The sequence below is a fragment of the Ruegeria sp. HKCCD8929 genome, assembly GCF_013031405.1.
Taxonomy (GTDB): domain Bacteria; phylum Pseudomonadota; class Alphaproteobacteria; order Rhodobacterales; family Rhodobacteraceae; genus Ruegeria.
The window spans coordinates 55,220-71,530 of sequence record NZ_WPZY01000002.1; the positions used below are offsets into that span (position 1 = coordinate 55,220).

General features: G+C 65.7%; 16 protein-coding genes. 14 read left to right on the top strand and 2 right to left on the bottom strand.

Going from position 1 to position 16,311, the window contains the following annotated elements:
* Positions 1-125 precede the first annotated feature (125 nt).
* The 3 genes from GOX53_RS02865 (at position 126) to yghX (ending at position 1,986) form a co-directional block, all read left to right on the top strand.
* Positions 126-482: a hypothetical protein gene (locus tag GOX53_RS02865; RefSeq protein WP_171173501.1), complete on the top strand. Its 357-nt coding sequence runs from the start codon at positions 126-128 to the stop codon at positions 480-482.
* Positions 483-570: 88 nt separating this feature from the next.
* A complete protein-coding gene (gcvH, locus tag GOX53_RS02870; RefSeq protein ID WP_171173502.1) occupies positions 571-930 on the top strand; it encodes a glycine cleavage system protein GcvH in 360 nt (119 codons plus the stop codon).
* 147 nt (positions 931-1,077) lie between these two features.
* Positions 1,078-1,986 (top strand): YghX family hydrolase, encoded by a 909-nt coding sequence (gene yghX / locus GOX53_RS02875; RefSeq protein WP_171173503.1) that lies wholly within the window; start codon positions 1,078-1,080, stop codon positions 1,984-1,986.
* A gap of 4 nt (positions 1,987-1,990) precedes the next feature.
* Here the strand turns inward: yghX and GOX53_RS02880 are convergent, their stop codons facing one another.
* Complete coding sequence (locus GOX53_RS02880; protein WP_171173504.1) at positions 1,991-2,926, bottom strand: glyoxylate/hydroxypyruvate reductase A; 936 nt, start codon at positions 2,924-2,926, stop codon at positions 1,991-1,993.
* A gap of 120 nt (positions 2,927-3,046) precedes the next feature.
* Between GOX53_RS02880 and GOX53_RS02885 the strand changes: the two genes are divergently transcribed.
* The 4 genes from GOX53_RS02885 (at position 3,047) to GOX53_RS02900 (ending at position 6,692) form a co-directional block, all read left to right on the top strand.
* On the top strand, positions 3,047-4,282 hold the full coding sequence (locus GOX53_RS02885; RefSeq protein ID WP_171173505.1) for an acyl-CoA dehydrogenase family protein: 1,236 nt from the start codon (positions 3,047-3,049) through the stop codon (positions 4,280-4,282).
* Positions 4,283-4,287: 5 nt separating this feature from the next.
* Positions 4,288-5,079 carry a thioesterase family protein gene (locus GOX53_RS02890; protein ID WP_171173506.1) on the top strand — a complete coding sequence of 264 codons (792 nt, stop codon included), beginning with the start codon at positions 4,288-4,290 and terminating at the stop codon, positions 5,077-5,079.
* A 96-nt stretch (positions 5,080-5,175) separates the two neighbouring features.
* Positions 5,176-5,823, top strand: a complete 648-nt coding sequence (locus GOX53_RS02895; RefSeq protein WP_171173507.1) for a DUF1007 family protein — start codon at positions 5,176-5,178, stop codon at positions 5,821-5,823.
* Positions 5,808-6,692, top strand: a complete 885-nt coding sequence (locus GOX53_RS02900; RefSeq protein ID WP_171173508.1) for a nickel/cobalt transporter — start codon at positions 5,808-5,810, stop codon at positions 6,690-6,692. Before GOX53_RS02895 ends, GOX53_RS02900 begins: the two co-directional genes overlap by 16 nt.
* Positions 6,693-6,761: 69 nt before the next feature.
* On the opposite strand, the gene truA is transcribed toward GOX53_RS02900, so the two are convergent.
* Positions 6,762-7,559: a tRNA pseudouridine(38-40) synthase TruA gene (gene truA / locus GOX53_RS02905; protein WP_171173509.1), complete on the bottom strand. Its 798-nt coding sequence runs from the start codon at positions 7,557-7,559 to the stop codon at positions 6,762-6,764.
* Positions 7,560-7,821: 262 nt separating this feature from the next.
* Here truA and GOX53_RS02910 point away from each other — a divergent pair, with 262 nt between their 5' ends.
* The 7 genes from GOX53_RS02910 to GOX53_RS02940 all read left to right on the top strand — a co-directional run bounded on the left by GOX53_RS02910 (position 7,822) and on the right by GOX53_RS02940 (position 16,208).
* Positions 7,822-9,237, top strand: coding sequence for a YcjX family protein (locus GOX53_RS02910; protein WP_171173510.1), 1,416 nt, complete (start codon positions 7,822-7,824; stop codon positions 9,235-9,237).
* On the top strand, positions 9,234-9,677 hold the full coding sequence (locus GOX53_RS02915) for a GNAT family N-acetyltransferase (protein ID WP_171173511.1): 444 nt from the start codon (positions 9,234-9,236) through the stop codon (positions 9,675-9,677). Before GOX53_RS02910 ends, GOX53_RS02915 begins: the two co-directional genes overlap by 4 nt.
* Positions 9,678-9,679: 2 nt before the next feature.
* Entirely contained in the window at positions 9,680-10,672 is a 993-nt protein-coding gene (locus GOX53_RS02920) for a YcjF family protein (RefSeq protein WP_171173512.1), read from the top strand.
* Between the two features lie 59 nt (positions 10,673-10,731).
* A complete protein-coding gene (locus GOX53_RS02925; protein ID WP_171173513.1) occupies positions 10,732-11,442 on the top strand; it encodes a VIT1/CCC1 transporter family protein in 711 nt (236 codons plus the stop codon).
* 93 nt (positions 11,443-11,535) lie between these two features.
* Positions 11,536-12,840 carry an SDR family oxidoreductase gene (locus GOX53_RS02930; RefSeq protein WP_171173514.1) on the top strand — a complete coding sequence of 435 codons (1,305 nt, stop codon included), beginning with the start codon at positions 11,536-11,538 and terminating at the stop codon, positions 12,838-12,840.
* Positions 12,837-13,331: a DUF2269 domain-containing protein gene (locus GOX53_RS02935; RefSeq protein ID WP_171173515.1), complete on the top strand. Its 495-nt coding sequence runs from the start codon at positions 12,837-12,839 to the stop codon at positions 13,329-13,331. Before GOX53_RS02930 ends, GOX53_RS02935 begins: the two co-directional genes overlap by 4 nt.
* A 126-nt stretch (positions 13,332-13,457) precedes the next feature.
* Positions 13,458-16,208 (top strand): DUF2339 domain-containing protein, encoded by a 2,751-nt coding sequence (locus GOX53_RS02940; protein ID WP_171173516.1) that lies wholly within the window; start codon positions 13,458-13,460, stop codon positions 16,206-16,208.
* Positions 16,209-16,311 lie beyond the last annotated feature (103 nt).

The following is a 16,311-nucleotide window of genomic DNA, read 5'->3' on the forward strand; positions in this document are numbered from 1 at the left end:
TCCTAGCGGCGAGGCCCGGATAGGTTTGTTCGGGATAATTTGAAGATTGCTGTGCGGGGCTTGGATAAGCCGGGGCAGGCAGTATAACCTTGTCGGTAAATGGATTTCAGATGGGTGAGGCAGTCATGAAAAGGTTGATCACTGCGGTTTTGGCGGCGTCGGCACTGGCCGGGGCCGCTGTTGTGGCCGAGGCCAAGCCGTTGTCGCGAATCATCGCGGAAATGGGGTTGAGCCCGGCGGATTTCGAGCTGGTGAACGCGGCCTCGAATTCGCTGTTTGCCGACGGGGCGCCGAGCGCGGGCCAGGAGGTGGAGTGGCAGAACGAGGCGACCGGTGCCAAGGGCACGGTGCGGGTGCGCGAGATGCGGGACAATTGTGCCCATCTTCAGCATTTTATCCTGCCCAAGGGGGCCGACACCTCGAACCAGGTGCGCACCCGCCGGTGCCGGGATGCCAGCGGCAATTGGGTGCTGACGCCCTGAGCCTGCGGTACGGGGGACGGAACCGGAACGTGTGGCCCGCCGCCGCTGAACACATAAGATCAATGCGAAGTCCAAGGGGAAGAGGGACATGAAATATACCGAGGAACACGAATGGCTGGTGGCCGATGGCGATGTGGTGACGGTGGGGATCACCGCGCATGCTGCCGAGCAATTGGGCGATGTGGTGTTCGTGGAACTGCCGGATGTGGGCGACGAGGTCAGCAAGGATGACGAGATCGTGGTGATCGAGTCGGTCAAGGCGGCCTCGGACATTCTGGCGCCGCTCGACGGAGAGATCGTCGAGGTGAACGAGGTGTTGGTCGACAACCCGGGCATGGTCAATGACGACCCGACGGGGGATGCGTGGTTCTTCAAGGTCAAGGCCTCGGACCTGTCGCAGATGGACGACTATATGGACGAGGCCGGGTACAACGATTTCATCGGCTGAGTTTTGATGAAGCGGCCGCCGGGCATGGCGGCGGCCTGCCGTTTTCGGGCGGGCGGCATTGAGTGACCGCCGCCCCTGCTTCCCGCATTATTTACCCTGTTTCCGGCCGTCCCGTGGTAGAATTGACGGGCAACAGGGAGATTGACCATGGACGGGAATCCTCGCACCGAGCGCCGGAAATCGGCGAGCGACTTTGACCAGCGCATTCTGGAAATCTTTGACGGCTATGTGCATGGAACATTGTCCAAACGGGAATTCATCACGCAGGCAGGGCGGTATGCCGCTGCCGGGGTGACGGGGGCGATGCTGCTGGAGCAGTTGCAGCCCGATTATGCGCTGGCCCAGCAGGTGGCGCCGGACGACCCCGAAATCGAAACGGAAATCGCCGAGTTCGACAGCCCGAACGGGCATGGACAGATCAAGGGGCTGCTGGCCCGGCCTGCGGGGCAGACCGGACCGCTGCCCGCCATACTCGTGGTGCACGAGAACCGGGGGCTGAACCCTTATATCGAGGACGTTGTCCGCCGCTGCGCCAAGGCCGGGTATCTGGCCCTTGGGCCGGACGGGCTGACGCCGCTGGGCGGGTATCCCGGCACCGACGATGAAGGCCGCGCGATGCAGAAAACGCTGGATGGCGGCAAGCTGATGGAGGATTTCTTTGCCGCTTTCGAATTCCTGCGCGACCATGACGGGTCGACGGGCAAGGTCGGTGCGGTCGGGTTCTGCTATGGCGGCGGGGTCTGCAACGCACTGGCGGTCGCCTATCCCGATCTCGCGGGTTCGGTACCGTTCTATGGCCGGCAGCCGGTGGCCGAGGATGTGCCGTCAATCGAGGCGCCGCTGATGATCCACTATGCCGGGCTGGACGACCGCATCAATGCGGGCTGGCCCGCCTATTCCGAGGCGCTGAAGGCAAACCGGAAAGCGTTCTCGGTGCATTTCTATCCCGAGGTGAACCACGGGTTCCACAACGACACCACGCCCCGCTATGACGCGGCGGCGGCGGAACTCGCCTGGGCCCGGACGATGGACTTCTTTGGCCGTCACCTGAGCTGAGGGATCAGTACCCGCGTGCGCGGTCGACCTCGTGCAGCAGCGGCTCGCCTGCGGTCAGCCGGCGGTAGTTCTCGGCCACGTCATTAAGCGCGTCGCCCAGATGCCAGCCCGAAACATGCGGGGTGATGGTGACACGCGGGTGCGACCAGAGCGGGTTGTCGGCGGGCAGCGGCTCCTGGCTGACCACGTCGAGCACCGCATGGCCCGGTGTCCCGGCATCGAGCGCCTGCATCAGTGCCGTTTCGTCGATCAGGTCGCCGCGGCCCGCGTTCAGCAACTGGCTGCCCGGTTTCATGGACGAGAGCAGGTCCGCGTTGAACAGGCCCACGGTTTCCGGGGTGGACGGCAGGATCGCGCAGACATGATCGCATTCGCCCAGCAGGTCCGGCAGGCTGTCGTAACCGTGGCGGCAGTCGACGCCGTCGATCTCCTTTGGCGTGCGGCTCCACCCCTTTACCTGCAACCCGATATCCCGCAGCATCCGCGCAGTACGGCCGCCGATATGGCCCAGCCCCAGAACGCCGACCACGGTGTCGGGGGTATAGCGCGGTTCGACCGGGGTCCAGGTTGATTTCGCCTGTTCGGTCTCGTGAACCGGCATGTTGCGGTGGGCGCGCAGGATGTAGGCGAGGAACCACTCGGCAATCTCGCGCGCCGGGGCATCGGGTTTCAGCCGCGCGACCCGGACATGGTCGGGCAGGGCCGGATGCTTCACGATGGTCTCGACGCCTGCCCCCAGCTTTTGCACCAGTTGCAGGTTCGGCAGCTTCGCAGGCTGGCCGTCGCGCAGCGTGACCACCGCGACCATGGTGATCTCATCCGCGTTGCCAAGCGTATCCGGCGTGCGCACATCCGCCCCGGGCAGTTGTGCCCGCACCTGATCGGCAATCTCTGCGTCGGTCATCCATCCCGACAGCCCGCCATCGATCAGCAATGCCATTGAACCCTCCCTCATATTCCCTGCGTTACGTTCCGTCACGCAACTGGACTTTACCGGCGCAGCTAAGTCATCCTTTTGCCCAAGGTAAAGCCCTGTTCGGCGGGCAAGGGAGGCGTTTTCATGAACTTGACTTTCGGAATGCGGGACGAGAACCGCAAACTGCTCGACCGGGTGGCCGCGATGGTGCGGGATGAGGTCATGCCGCTGGAGGAGGAATATCAGGCCGAGATCGGCAAGGGCGACCGCTGGCAGTATACCGAGCGGCAGGCGGAGATATTGGAGGGGCTGAAGGCCAAGGCCAAGTCACAGGGGCTGTGGAATTTCTGGCTGACCGATAGCGACAAGGGGTTCGGTCTGACGACGGTCGAATACGCCTATTTCGCCGAAGAGATGGGCAAGACGCCGCTGGGGGCCGAGGTGTTCAACTGCTCGGCGCCCGATACCGGCAACATGGAGGTGTTCGAGCGTTATGGCTCGGAGAAGATGAAGGACGAGTGGCTGAAGCCGCTGTTGGAGGGTGAGATCCGCTCAGCCTATCTGATGACCGAACCGGATGTGGCCAGCTCGGACGCCACCAATATCTCGATGTCCTGCGTGCGGGACGGGGATGAGTATGTTCTGAATGGCGAGAAATGGTGGTCCTCGGGCGCGGGCGATCCGCGCTGCAAGGTCTATATCGTGATGGTCAAGACGGGCGGCGAGGAGCTGCCCAAGCACAAGCGGCAGTCGATGATCGTGGTGCCTGCCGATACGCCCGGTATCGAGGTGCTGCGCCCGATGGAGGTTTACGGCCACGACGACGCCCCGCACGGGCACATGCATATCCGGTTTACGGACGTGCGCGTGCCCGCCGAATACATCCTGCTGGGCGAGGGGCGCGGGTTCGAGATCGCGCAGGGCCGTCTGGGGCCGGGGCGTATCCACCACTGCATGCGCGCCATCGGTCAGGCCGAGATCGCGCTGGAGCGGATGTGCAAACGCGCGATGCAGCGCGAGGCGTTCGGCAAGAAGCTGGCGCAGCTGGGCGCCAATTACGACATCATCGCCGAGTGCCGGATGGAGATCGAGATGGCCCGCCTGCTGTGCCTCAAGGCGGCGTGGTACATGGATCAGGGCGATGCGCGGGCAGCAGCACCCTGGATCAGCCAGATCAAGGTGGTGGCGCCGCGGGTGGCGCTGAAGGTCATCGACGAGGCGGTGCAGATGTTCGGTGGGCAGGGCGTCAGTCAGGACACGCCGCTGGCCATCGCCTGGACCCATGTGCGCACGTTGCGGCTGGCCGATGGGCCCGATGCGGTGCACCGCCGGCAGGTGGCCCGGGTCGAGTTGAAGAAACACACACAGGAGAAGGTCTGAGGCGCATGACCGGGCTGGCCTATTTCACCGAAACCCGGGACGGGCTGTTTCTGGGCAACGATCCGGCGCGCGGCCCGTGGTCTGTGGATCATTGCCATGCCGGGCCGGTGACCGGCCTTGTTGCACGCGCGGCTGAGGCCGCCGTCGGCCCGGACAAGATGCTGACCCGGCTGACGCTGGATGTGCTGCGCCCGCTGCCCCTGGCCGGGCTTCGGGTCAGCTCCGAAACCGTCCGCAACACCCGGACGCTGGCCACCACGAAGGTTGAGGTGCATGACCTCGACGGGACCTTATGCATCGCCGCAACCTCGATGCATCTGACCCGCAAGGAGCTGGGTGATGTGCCGACCGCGCCGGTGACGCCTCTGCGGTTCGAGGATGCCGAGCCGGGCGATCCGCTGCTGATCGGCAGCCTGCATGACAAACCGGCCTTCGGGAGTTTCATCGAGATGGCATATCCCAAGGGGCAGGAGCTGAAACCGGGCCCCAAGACCATCTGGATGCGGGTGCCGCCCCTGCTGGCCGATGAGGTGCCGTCGCCGATCCAGTCGATGTGCGCGCTGGCCGATTGCGGCAACGGGATCTCGTGGAACGAGCCGCCCACGCGGCTGGGCTTCATGAACACCGACCTGACGCTGCAGGTGCATCGTGAGCCGGAAAGCGACTGGCTGGCGTCGGAATCGCTGTCGCATTGGCACGGCACCGGGGTGGGGATGTCGCAATCGATCCTGCATGACACCCAAGGGCCGGTGGCCACCGCGCTTCAGACGCTGGTTCTGCATCCGCTCAATCGTTAGGTGGGCCCGGCGCAAGCGCCCCGTGACCGGCGGGTTTCTGCGGCCAATACTCCGGTTGCGATTGCCGATCCGGATCGCGCGGCTTATCTTCACCCCATGCGCATCTTGCCCATCCTCGCGACCTGCTGCCTGCCCCTCTCGGCCATGGCCCATCCGCATGTCTTCATCGACACCGGGTTCGAGTTGATCTTCGACGATGAGGCCCGGCTGACCCATGTTCGGGTGACCTGGGCCTATGACGAGTTTTACTCTCTGCTGATCCTCGAAGACATGGGGCTCGACAAGGACGGCGATGGGGTTCTGACCGGGGAAGAGGCAAATGCTCTCGCCGGGTTTGACGCACAGTGGATCGAGGGTTATGACGGCGACCTGGTGGTCACGAATGAGGGTCTGCGCGTGCCGCTTTCAGGCCCGCAGGAGCCGACCGCCACCGTCGAACAGGGTCGGATCGTGACGACGCATCTGCGGGAGGTGACGGCAGAGCCGGTCATCGCCAGCGACCTGTCGGTCAAGGCCTATGACGCAAGCTTTTACACGGCCTATGAGGTCGCCCGCCCGGTCGTCGTGTCGGGGCCGGTATCCTGCGCGCTGGAACGGATCGAGCCGGATATCGACGCGCGTCTGGCCGAGATGCAGGCGTTTCTGCTGACCATCGACGCCAATGCCGATCTGGAAGAGAACGACATTCCCCTGATCGGCGCCGAATTCGCCACCGAGATCCGCATTTCATGTCCCGGTTCCTGATCGTTCCGGTTGCTTTGGCTTTTACTCTGCTGCTGTGGCTGTGGGCCAGCGGCGGGTTCGATCAACTGGCGGTTTGGGCCGCAGGCGAGCAGCGGGAGTTTCAGAACCAGATCGCCCGCGCCCTGCGTGCGGTCCGGGCCGGGCAGCCCGAGGCGGTGGCGCTGCTGCTGTCGGTCTGTTTCGCCTATGGGTTCTTTCACGCCATCGGGCCGGGCCATGGCAAGGTGCTGATCGGTGGTTACGGGCTGGGGCGGCGGGTGCCGTTTCTGCGCCTGACGCTGATCAGCCTGCTGTCGAGCCTCGGCCAGGCGGTAACGGCGGTGGTGCTGGTTTATGCGGGTGTTCTGATCTTTGAGCTGTCCCGCGCCCGGCTGGTGGAGACAACCGAGCAGGTGATGGCGCCGGTCAGCTATGGGGCAATCGCGGCCATCGGCATCTGGCTGATGGTCCGGGCGCTGCGTGGGTTCGCAGCGCGGACCGATAGCCCCGATCATGCCGAGGCCTGCTCAAGCTGTGGGCACGCCCATGGGCCGGCGTCGGAGGATGTTGCGCGGGTAAGCTCGTTGCGCGAGGCTGTCGTGCTGATCGCCAGCATCGCGGCGCGGCCCTGTACCGGGGCCCTGTTCGTGTTGATCCTCACCTGGCAGATGGGGATCGCCCTGATCGGGGTCGCGGGCGCCTTTGCGATGGCGCTGGGCACCGCAACCGTCACCACGCTGGTGGGGTGGACGTCTCTGGGGCTGCGGGGCGGGCTGTTTGCCTCGGCCCCGGCGGCGCGCTATGCGGTCATTCTGGCCCCGGCGATCGAGCTTGTGGCCGGGCTGTTGATTGCGGTCATTGCAACGGGGCTATTGCTGCGGGCGCTTTAAAGCACTTCGCGAAAAACTTGATGAACTAAGCGTCACCTAACGCGTTGAAATCTTTGATTTCAGGCAGCGTTAGGTGATTCTGGTATTTTGCGAAGTGCTATAGTCGAAAACCGGCTCCGGATACCCCACCTGTGCCAGATAGAGGCCTTGCGGTGGGCAGACAGGACCGCAGGCGGCGCGATCCGCCGCTTCCAGTGCGTCCCGGACGTCGCCCGGCGTCCAGGCGCCTGCGCCGACCCGTTCAAGCGTGCCGACAAAGCTGCGCACCTGATTGTGCAGGAAGGACCGCGCGCGGACGTGGAAATGGATCTCGGGGCCGGAAAAGCCCGCCATCTCTTCCACCCGCAACTCGTCCAGCGTCTTGACCGGGCTGGCGGCTTGACAGATCGACGAGCGGAAGGTGGTGAAATCATGCCGCCCGATCAGCCTGTCGGCGGCCTCCTGCATCGCTGCCGCGTCCAGCCGGTGACTGATCCGCCAGACCTGTCCCTGATCATGCGTCGCGGGCGCCCTGCGCATCAGGATGCGGAACAGGTATTGACGCTCGACCGCCGAAAACCGCGCGTGCCAGTCCTCGGCGACCTGCGCTGCCGCGACGATGGCCACCGGCTGCGGTTTCAGGTGATAATTCAGCGCCTCGGACAGGCGGAATGGGTCCCAGTCCCTGGCCAGATTGCAATGGGCCACCTGACCCAGCGCATGCACGCCTGCATCGGTCCGCCCGGCCGCCGCGATTGTGTGGGGCCCGGGTTCGAGACGCGCCAGCGCATCCTCGATGGCGCCCTGAACCGACGGCAGTTCCTTCTGCCGCTGCCAGCCCGCAAAGGGCGCCCCCTGATATTCGACTTTCAATGCATAACGTGGCATGGCGGCGCTGGTATCGCGTGGCTGCCTGCAAGTCCAGCGCTGGAAGGGGGCGCTGCCCCCGCCGCGGCAAGCCGCGACTCCCCCGGGATATTTATTAAACAGAAGAAGAAGGGCAGGGCGCCCCTTGCTTCTTCTGTTCACAAATATCCCGGAGCGCGAGGCAGAGCCTCGCAAAAAGCCGGGGCTGGCGCATCAGGTGCGTGGAGGCTGGCAAGTTCCTTGGCCGCTGCCTATCTTGTTGCAAACAATCAGGGGCAGCAGTTTGGTCATATCCTCCATCGCCGACACATTGGTGCGCAGCGCCGAAAGCGTGGGCGACACGATTTCCGGGGCACTCTTTGAACCCGTGATCCGCCTTGGCGTCACCGGTCTGGCGCGATCCGGCAAGACGGTGTTCATAACCTCGCTGGTGGCCAATCTGCTCGACCGCGGGCGGATGCCCGGACTGGTTGCGGCGCAGGAGGGGCGGATCGAGGTCGCTTATCTGCAGCCCCAGCCCGACGATACCGTGCCGCGTTTCGATTACGAGGCGCATCTGGGGGCGCTGACCGGCACCGCGCCACACTGGCCCGACAGCACCCGCGCGGTCTCGGAGTTGCGCCTGTCGCTCAGGGTGCGGCCCTCGGGCCTGCTGAGCGGGTTACAGGGGCCGCGCACGGTGCATCTGGACATCGTGGATTATCCGGGCGAGTGGCTGCTGGATCTGGCCTTGCTCGACAAGAGCTATGATGACTGGTCGAAAGAGGTGCTTGGGCGGATCGCCGGGCGCGAGACCGCGCAGGCGTTCATGGGACGGGTTCGTGAAGTGGACCCGACATCCGCACATGACGAGGCGCAGGCGCAGGATCTGGCGAAGAGTTTTGCCGCCTACCTGAAAGCCGCGCGGGCGCAGGGTTATTACGACTGCACCCCGGGCCGGTTCCTGCTGCCCGGCGATCTGGCCGGGTCGCCCGCGCTGACCTTTGCGCCGATCCCGGTCGAGGCGCCCTCGCGCCGCCGCTCGCTGCATCGCGAGATGGAGCGGCGGTTCGAGGCCTATAAGTCGCGCGTCGTCAAGCCGTTCTTCCGTGACCACTTCTCGCGCATCGACCGGCAGGTGGTGCTGGTGGATGCGCTGGGCGCGATCCACAAGGGGCCGAAGGCGGTCGAGGATATGCGCCGGGCGATGGCCGATATTCTCGCGGCGTTCCGACCGGGGCGGAATGCCTGGCTGAGCCAGTTGTTGCTGGGCAAGCGGGTCGAGAAGATCCTGTTTGCCGCTACCAAGGCCGATCATCTGCACCACCTGCAGCACCCCCGCCTGACCGCGATCATGGAGGCGTTGACCCGTGAGGCCCGCGACCGGGCCCGTTTTGCCGGGGCGGAAACGGCGGCGCTGTCGCTGGCGGCTTTGCGCGCCACGACCGAAGAGATGCGTGCCCATGACGGGCAGGACCTGCCCTGCGTCCGGGGCAGCCTGTTGGAGAGCGGCAAACAGGCGGCTTTTTATCCCGGCACCCTGCCCGAGGACCCGTCGCAGCTGCTCGGGCCTGCGCGGAACGGGGCGGAGGGGTGGCTGGATGCAGATTACGGTTTCATGGCCTTTGCGCCTGCGTCCCTGACTCTCGCCCCCGGCGATGGCCCGCCGCATATCCGGCTGGACCGGGCCACCCAGTTTCTGATCGGAGACCGGCTGTGAACGTCTTGTTGCGCCCCGCCCGCAGTCTGGATGCCGGTGCCACCGGGGAGATCCTGTACGCCTTCACTCGCGACAACGACTGGATGCCCAAGCTCTATTCGCGGGCCGAGACCATCGCCTTTTGCGGCACGATGATCGACCGGGGATGGGTGACAGTGGCCGAGAATGGCACGGGTGTCGCCGGGTTTCTGGCGCGCGACGGCGAACATGTCTGCGCGCTGTATCTGGCCGGCCCGGCGCAGGGGCGCGGGATCGGCAAACGCCTGTTGGACGAGGCCAAGGCCGGGCGTGACCTCCTCCGCCTGCATACCTTTGCCGCCAATACCGGCGCGCGGCGCTTCTATCTGCGCGAAGGGTTCCGGGAGGTTGCCCGGGGTGACGGGACGAGTAACGAAGAAAATCTGCCCGACATTGCCTATGTCTGGCGCAAGGAGGACTGAGGATGGCCAAGGGCCCGGTTCTGATCGACCTCGAAGACGATGACCTGCCAGCCGAAAGCGTGGCCGAGGCGCCGCCGGTGCCCGATGTGGCGCAGCCGCAGGGACAGGCGATGCAGGCCGCGGCGCGGGTTGTCACGCACCGGCCATCGGCGTTGGCCAAGTGGTTCTGGGGGCTGGCGCTGGCAGTGGTCGGGGCGGCGGTCTCGGTCGCGGCGTGGGACTTCGCCACAGCGCTGGTTGCGCGATCGCCAATCCTGGGGTGGACCGTCACCGGCCTGATCGGTGCCTTGGTGCTGGTCGCTCTGATCATCGCCCTGCGCGAGATTGCCGCCGTGGCCCGCCTGTCGCGCGTGGACGGGTTGCGGCGGGCGGCGGATGAGGCGCTGGCCGCTGAGGATCTGGCGCAGGCGCGTGCCGTCACCGACCGGTTGACCGCCTTCTACAAGGGCCGGGATGAGACCCGCTGGGGCCGTGAGCGGCTGGCCGAGCGGGCGGGCGAGCAATTCGATGCCGCCGCCCTTCTGGCGCTGGCCGAGGATGAACTGCTGGCGCCGCTCGACGCTGCCGCCAGCCGCGAGGTCGAGGCGGCGGCACGGCAGGTGGCCACCGTCACCGCACTGGTGCCGCTGGCGCTGGCGGATGTGGTGACGGCGCTGACGGCCTCGCTGCGGATGATCCGGCGGGTGGCGGAAATCTATGGCGGGCGGGCCGGGGTCTTGGGCAGCTGGCGCCTGACCCGGGCGGTGTTCGTGCATCTGGTGGCGACCGGCGCCGTGGCGGTTGGCGATGACCTGCTGGAGCCGGTTCTGGGCGGCTCGATCCTGAGCAAACTGTCCCGCCGCTTTGGCGAGGGGCTGGTCAACGGCGCGCTCAGCGCGCGGGTCGGCGTGGCGGCGATGGAAGTGTGCCGCCCGCTGCCATTCTCGAAACGCCACAAACCGTCGACACGGGGCATGGTGAAACGGGCGCTGGCCGGGCTGTTCTCGAAGGGTTGATCTGACGCAAGGCCGCCGCCCGCCGCATCGCGCAGGATCGGATGCAGGAGGGTCCAGCCATGACCGATCACGGCCACAGCCAGCAGGAGGTCGCCCGCAGGATCAACGCCCCGCCCGGGCGCGGAGTGCTGCGCGACGTGGTCTATGGCGGCATCGACGGCTCGGTCACAACCTTTGCCATTGTCGCGGGCGTAGCGGGCGCGGGGCTGTCGCCCTTTGTCATCGTGGCGCTGGGGCTGGCCAATGTGCTGGCCGACGGGTTTTCCATGGCGGCGGGGAACTATTCGGGCACCAAGGCCGAGCTGGACAATATCCGCCGCATCCGTGCCATCGAGGAACGCCACATCGCGCTCTATCCCGAGGGCGAGCGGCGCGAGGTGCGCGAGATCTTGGCGCAGAAGGGGCTCTCGGGCCCGGTTCTGGAGGAAGCGACCGATGCGATCACCGCCAATCGTGAGAACTGGATCGGTTTGATGCTTGAGGGCGAATATGGGCTGGGCAGTGTCGATCCGCATCCGATGAAAGCTGCGACGGCGACTTTTCTGGCCTTTCTGATCGCGGGCATGATCCCCTTGCTTCCGTTTCTGGCGGGGCTCGACGGGGCCTTTGCGGTCTCGGCCTGGATGACGGCGAGCGTGTTCTTTGCCATCGGCGCGCTGAAAAGCCGCTGGTCGCTGGCGCCTTGGTGGCGGTCCGGCGGCGAGACGCTGGCGATCGGTGGAGCGGCCGCGGCCATCGCCTATGCGGTCGGGACACTGTTTCATCCGTGAGCGGCGAGGATTGTCGCAGAATTCCCGTCCGGTCTGGTCAGCGGCCCGGTTGCGCGTAGAGTGGCAGCACTTGGTACGGGATACGGGCAAGGCATGACAGCAGCGAAACATGTGTTGGTTCTGGGCGCTTACGGGTTTATCGGCGCTTCGGTTGCGCGGGCCTTGGTGGCCGGGGGGCATCGGGTTACGGGGCTTGCGCGCGATGTGCCGATGGCGGGCCGCGTGCTGCCCGGTATCGATGTCATTGACGGCGATTTGCGCCAGATGACCGGGACCGGGGCGTGGCGGGCCTATCTCGACACGGTCGACGTCGTGGTGAATTGCGCCGGCGCGCTGCAGGATGGCCGGCAGGACGATCTTGCGGCGGTCCATCATCACGCCATCGCCGCCTTGGGGCAGGCCTGTGCGCAACGCGGTGTGGCTGTCGTTCAGATCTCGGCCATCGGGGCGGAACCTTCGGCCAACACCGCCTTCATGCGCACCAAGGCCGAGGGCGATGCGGCCTTGTGCGGGTCTGGCGCGCGGCTGTGGGTGCTCAAGCCGGGGCTGGTGATCGGGCAGACGGCTTATGGCGGCACCGGGCTCATCCGGATGCTGGCGGCGGTGCCGGTGCTGCAGCCGCTGGCCCTGCCGCGCACCCCGGTGCAATGTGTGGGTATGGACGATCTGTGCCGGGCGGTTGCCTCGGCGGTGAGCGGGGAACTGCCCGAGGGGACCTATGACCTTGTCGAAGATCAGCCGCAATCACTGGCCGAGGTGGTGGCCGAGACGCGACGCTGGCTGGGATTCGCCCCGGCGCGGGTAACGGTAGCGGTGCCGCGATGGGCAACGTGGCTGATCGGTCGCTGCGCCGATGGGCTTGGCGCGCTGGGCTGGCGCTCGCCGCTGCGCAGCACCGCGCTGACCGTGATGCAGGACGGAGTGCTGGGCGACCCGGAGCCCTACCGGCAGGCGAGCGGGCAAGGGGTGGCGCCGCTGCCGCAGGTTTATGCGGAGCTGGTTGCGGCGCGCGAACACCGGCTGGCGGCGCGGATGTCGCTGCTGATGCCGCTGGTGATCGCCATGCTCAGCCTGTTCTGGCTGCTTTCGGGGCTTGTCGGGTTGATCCGGTTGCCGCAGGCCGCTGCGCTTTTGACCGCGGTGGGCTGGCCGGCGGTAATGGCCGTGGCGAGCGTGATCTTCTGGTCGCTGGTGGATATCGTGCTGGGCGCTGCGGTGCTGTGGCGGCCATGGGCGGCGCGGGCCTGTCTGGCGCAGATCGCGGTCGCGCTCCTCTATCTGACCGCCGCGACTTGGGCGGTGCCCGCGCTGTGGGCCGACCCGCTGGGGCCGCTGATCAAGATCCTGCCTGCGCTCATGCTGTCGCTTGTCGCTCATCAGATGCTGGAAAGCCGATGACCGATCCCGACCTGATCCTGCGCTGGCTTCATGTGATCGGCGCCTGCGTGCTGCTGGGCACCGGTGCGGGCATCGCCTTTTTCATGCTGATGGCGCATCGCAGCCGGAGCGCGCAGATCGTCGCCCATACCGCCGGGATCGTGGTTCTGGCCGATCTGCTTTTTACCACCACCGCCGTGATCGTTCAGCCGATCACCGGCACGTTGCTGGCCTGGCGGCTGGGGTGGAGCCTGACTGAGGGCTGGTTGCTCTGGTCGCTCGTGCTTTACATTTTCACCGGCGCGTTTTGGTTGCCGGTGGTGTGGATCCAACTGCGGATGCGGGATCTGGCGCGGGTGGCTGTGGCTGAGGGCACGGGCCTGCCACCGAGGTATTTCGCTCTGTTTCGCGTGTGGTTTGCCTGTGGGTTCCCGGCTTTTCTCGCGGTGCTGGGGATTATCTGGCTGATGCTGGCACGACCGGATATTTCGGTCCCGTTTGCAGGTTTCTAACGCGGTGCGCTTGTTGCGCACCTGCCGACGATCTGGTTGATGCCTCAATGTGCTGTCCGGAATACCGGACTATTTGCCGGTTGCATCAGAAGGTAGCATCGCCGGCGAGTCATCTGGAGGTTACCCGTGGAACCGGTGCTTGTTCTGATTGGTCTGATTGTACTGGCAATTCCGGTCACGATTGTCGTTTTGCTGGTGGGCCAGTCCCGCCTGCGGCGGCGGGTGGACGATCTGGAGAAACGGCTGGCGGGCGTGGATCTGGACGCCCGGGCGCCGGATGAAACGGCGGATCAGCCAGAGAAAACAAGGCGTTCGGCGCCAGCCAGACAAGAGCCCGAGGCGGACGAAACGGTTCGCAAACCCGCCCCGTGGGCGCGCGCGGCAAAACCGTCGGATGCTTCGACCGAGGACGTCGCCCTGGAACCCGCAGGCGAGAGCGATGCTCCGCCATCTCCGCCACGGGCCGTCGTGTTCCGTCAGGACCGGATGCAGGCGCTGGGCAAGTGGTTCCGCGAGAACTGGTTTTACGCGGTTTCCGCCCTGTCCCTGGCGCTGGCGGGTATCTTTCTGGTGCAGTACGGGGTTGAGAACGGGCTGTTGCCCCCTGCGGCGCGGGTTGCTGCCGCCTTGGCGTTTGGCGCTGTACTGATCGTCGCGGGCGAGGTCGTGCGCCGCCGGTTCGGGGACGATGAGACCTCGGCCACAGCCTATCTGCCATCGGTGTTTTCGGGCGCCGGGCTGGTCACCCTGTTTGGCGGCATCCTCGCAGCGCGGCAGATGTACGACCTGATCGGCCCGGAAACGGCGCTGGGCGCGATGGTTACCATTGCTATGCTCGGTTTGGTTCTGGGCTGGTATCATGGGCCACTGCTGGCCGCCGTCGGACTGATGGGCGCGTTTGCCGCGCCGTTTCTGGTGGGCGGGTCCTCGGAGGATCCCTCGTGGCTTTATGGGTATTTCCTGATCGTTGCGGTGCTCGGGCTCGGGATCGACACCGTGCGCCGGAGGGCCTGGATTTCGGTGCTGACATTGATCGGAGCTTACAGTGCGGCCGGGTTGATTGGGGCCGGGCCCGCAAGCGGTGCCGGTTTCGTGACCTACCTGATGGCGATTGCCGTGGCTGCGATCGTGATACCGGGTCGCCGCCTGATCCCGGACCATGCGGGCCAGATGATCACCGAGGTGATCCACCGCAAGAAAGGCGATCCGTGGCCCGAATTTCCCACCCGGATGGCCTTCGGCGCGGTTCTGGTCAGTGCCGTTTTCGCCAGCGTGCATTGGATAGACACCGAGGCCATGTTCTGGCTGATATCGCTGTTGCTGGCAGGGCTGGCAATTGCATTGATGACATGGGCCAGCAACGCGCGGGCGTTGCAGGATGCCACGCTCTTTCCGGCGGCGGGGTTGCTGTATCTGGTGTTCCATCAGGGCTTTGACGGTGTCCTCTACCTCAGATTTGCGGCGACCTACGCTGAGACGAACGAAGCGGATTATCCGATGGCCGTCACGGTTCTGGTGGCGCTGGGTGCGTTGCTTTCGGTTCTGGCCGCGTGGCGGTCGTTCCGTGGTGGAGACTATGCGGCGGTCTGGGCCGGCGCCGCAGCCGTGCTGGCCCCGGCAATGGCGATCGTGCTTGAGGTCAGCTGGCGACCCGCCGAGGTGATCGGGGCATACCCCTGGGCGCTGCACGCGCTGGCGCTGGGTGCGCTGATGGTGGTTCTGGCGGAGCGTTTCGCGCGGGTGGATGGCGTGGACCGAATGCGGGTGGCGCTGGTGACGTTATCGGCGCTGTCCTGCCTCGCCTTTGCCTGCATCATCGTGCTGAGCTCCGCCGCCCTGACAGTGGCGCTGGCCGTGACCGTGGTGGCTGCGGCTGCGCTGGACCGCAAGTTCTCACTACCGCCGATGAGCTGGTTCATCGCGGTGGGCATTGCGACACTGGGGTTCCGTCTGGTGGTGGACCCGGGGCTGGACTGGGCCAGCTGGGCGCCGTTGCCGGAAATGCTGCTGGCCTATTGCGGGACGCTGGCGGGCTTTGTCCTGTCGCTGTGGTTCCTGCGTCCGATGGACCGGCCGATGGCGCGGCTGATGCTGGAAAGCGCCGCGTGGTCGACCGCCGGTATTCTGCTGTCGCTGTTGCTCCTGCGTTGGCTGGAGAGCATCGGAGAAGTTGGTGCAGAGGACAGTCATTGGGGGCTGGGGCTGGCGTCAGTGATCTGGCTGGGTCTGGCTTTCGCGCAGGTGCTGCGGCTTGAGCTGGGCGGCGCGATGAAGACGGTCCGTGTGTTCCTTGCTGCGGCGTTCGGCTTCATCGGGGTGCTGGCATTGGTGGCGGGCCTGTCCGATGCCAACCCGTTGGTTCAGTTCGGGGCCGCCCCGGTGCTTGGCCCGGCGGTTTTCAACACGCTGACGGTGGCCTATTTGCTTCCGGCTCTGGTCATCGGTTTCGCCCTCTGGCGCATTCGCTCCATGCAGCCGATGGTAAAGCAGGCTTGTCAGGTTGCCGTATTGGCCCTGTCCGCCTTCTGGCTGGGCATGACCATTCGTCATTTCTGGCAGGGTGCGGCGGGCATGTATGTCGACAACGGCGTCACCCAGCCCGAGCTTTATACCTATACGATGACGTTGCTGGCGATCGGCGCGCTGCTGTTCTACCAGTCTCTGGCGCGTCAATCCGACATGATGCGCAAGGCCGGGCTGGCGGTGATCGGGCTGGCCGTGGCCAAGGTGTTCCTGATCGACATCTCCGGTCTGGGCGGGCTGATCCGGGTGTTTTCGCTGTTGGCGCTGGGCCTGGCGCTGGCCGGTCTGGCCTGGCTGAACCGCTGGGCGCTCATGCGCCAATCGCCGCAGCCATCGGAAGCTCTGGACCAATAGAAACAGGCACCCTATAAGCCAGCTATGTTTGACCGGCTGGCCATCATTATTCGAATTATATCCCCGGCGCTCTGAAATAACCGAGACGCCGGGCAAAGGTGTT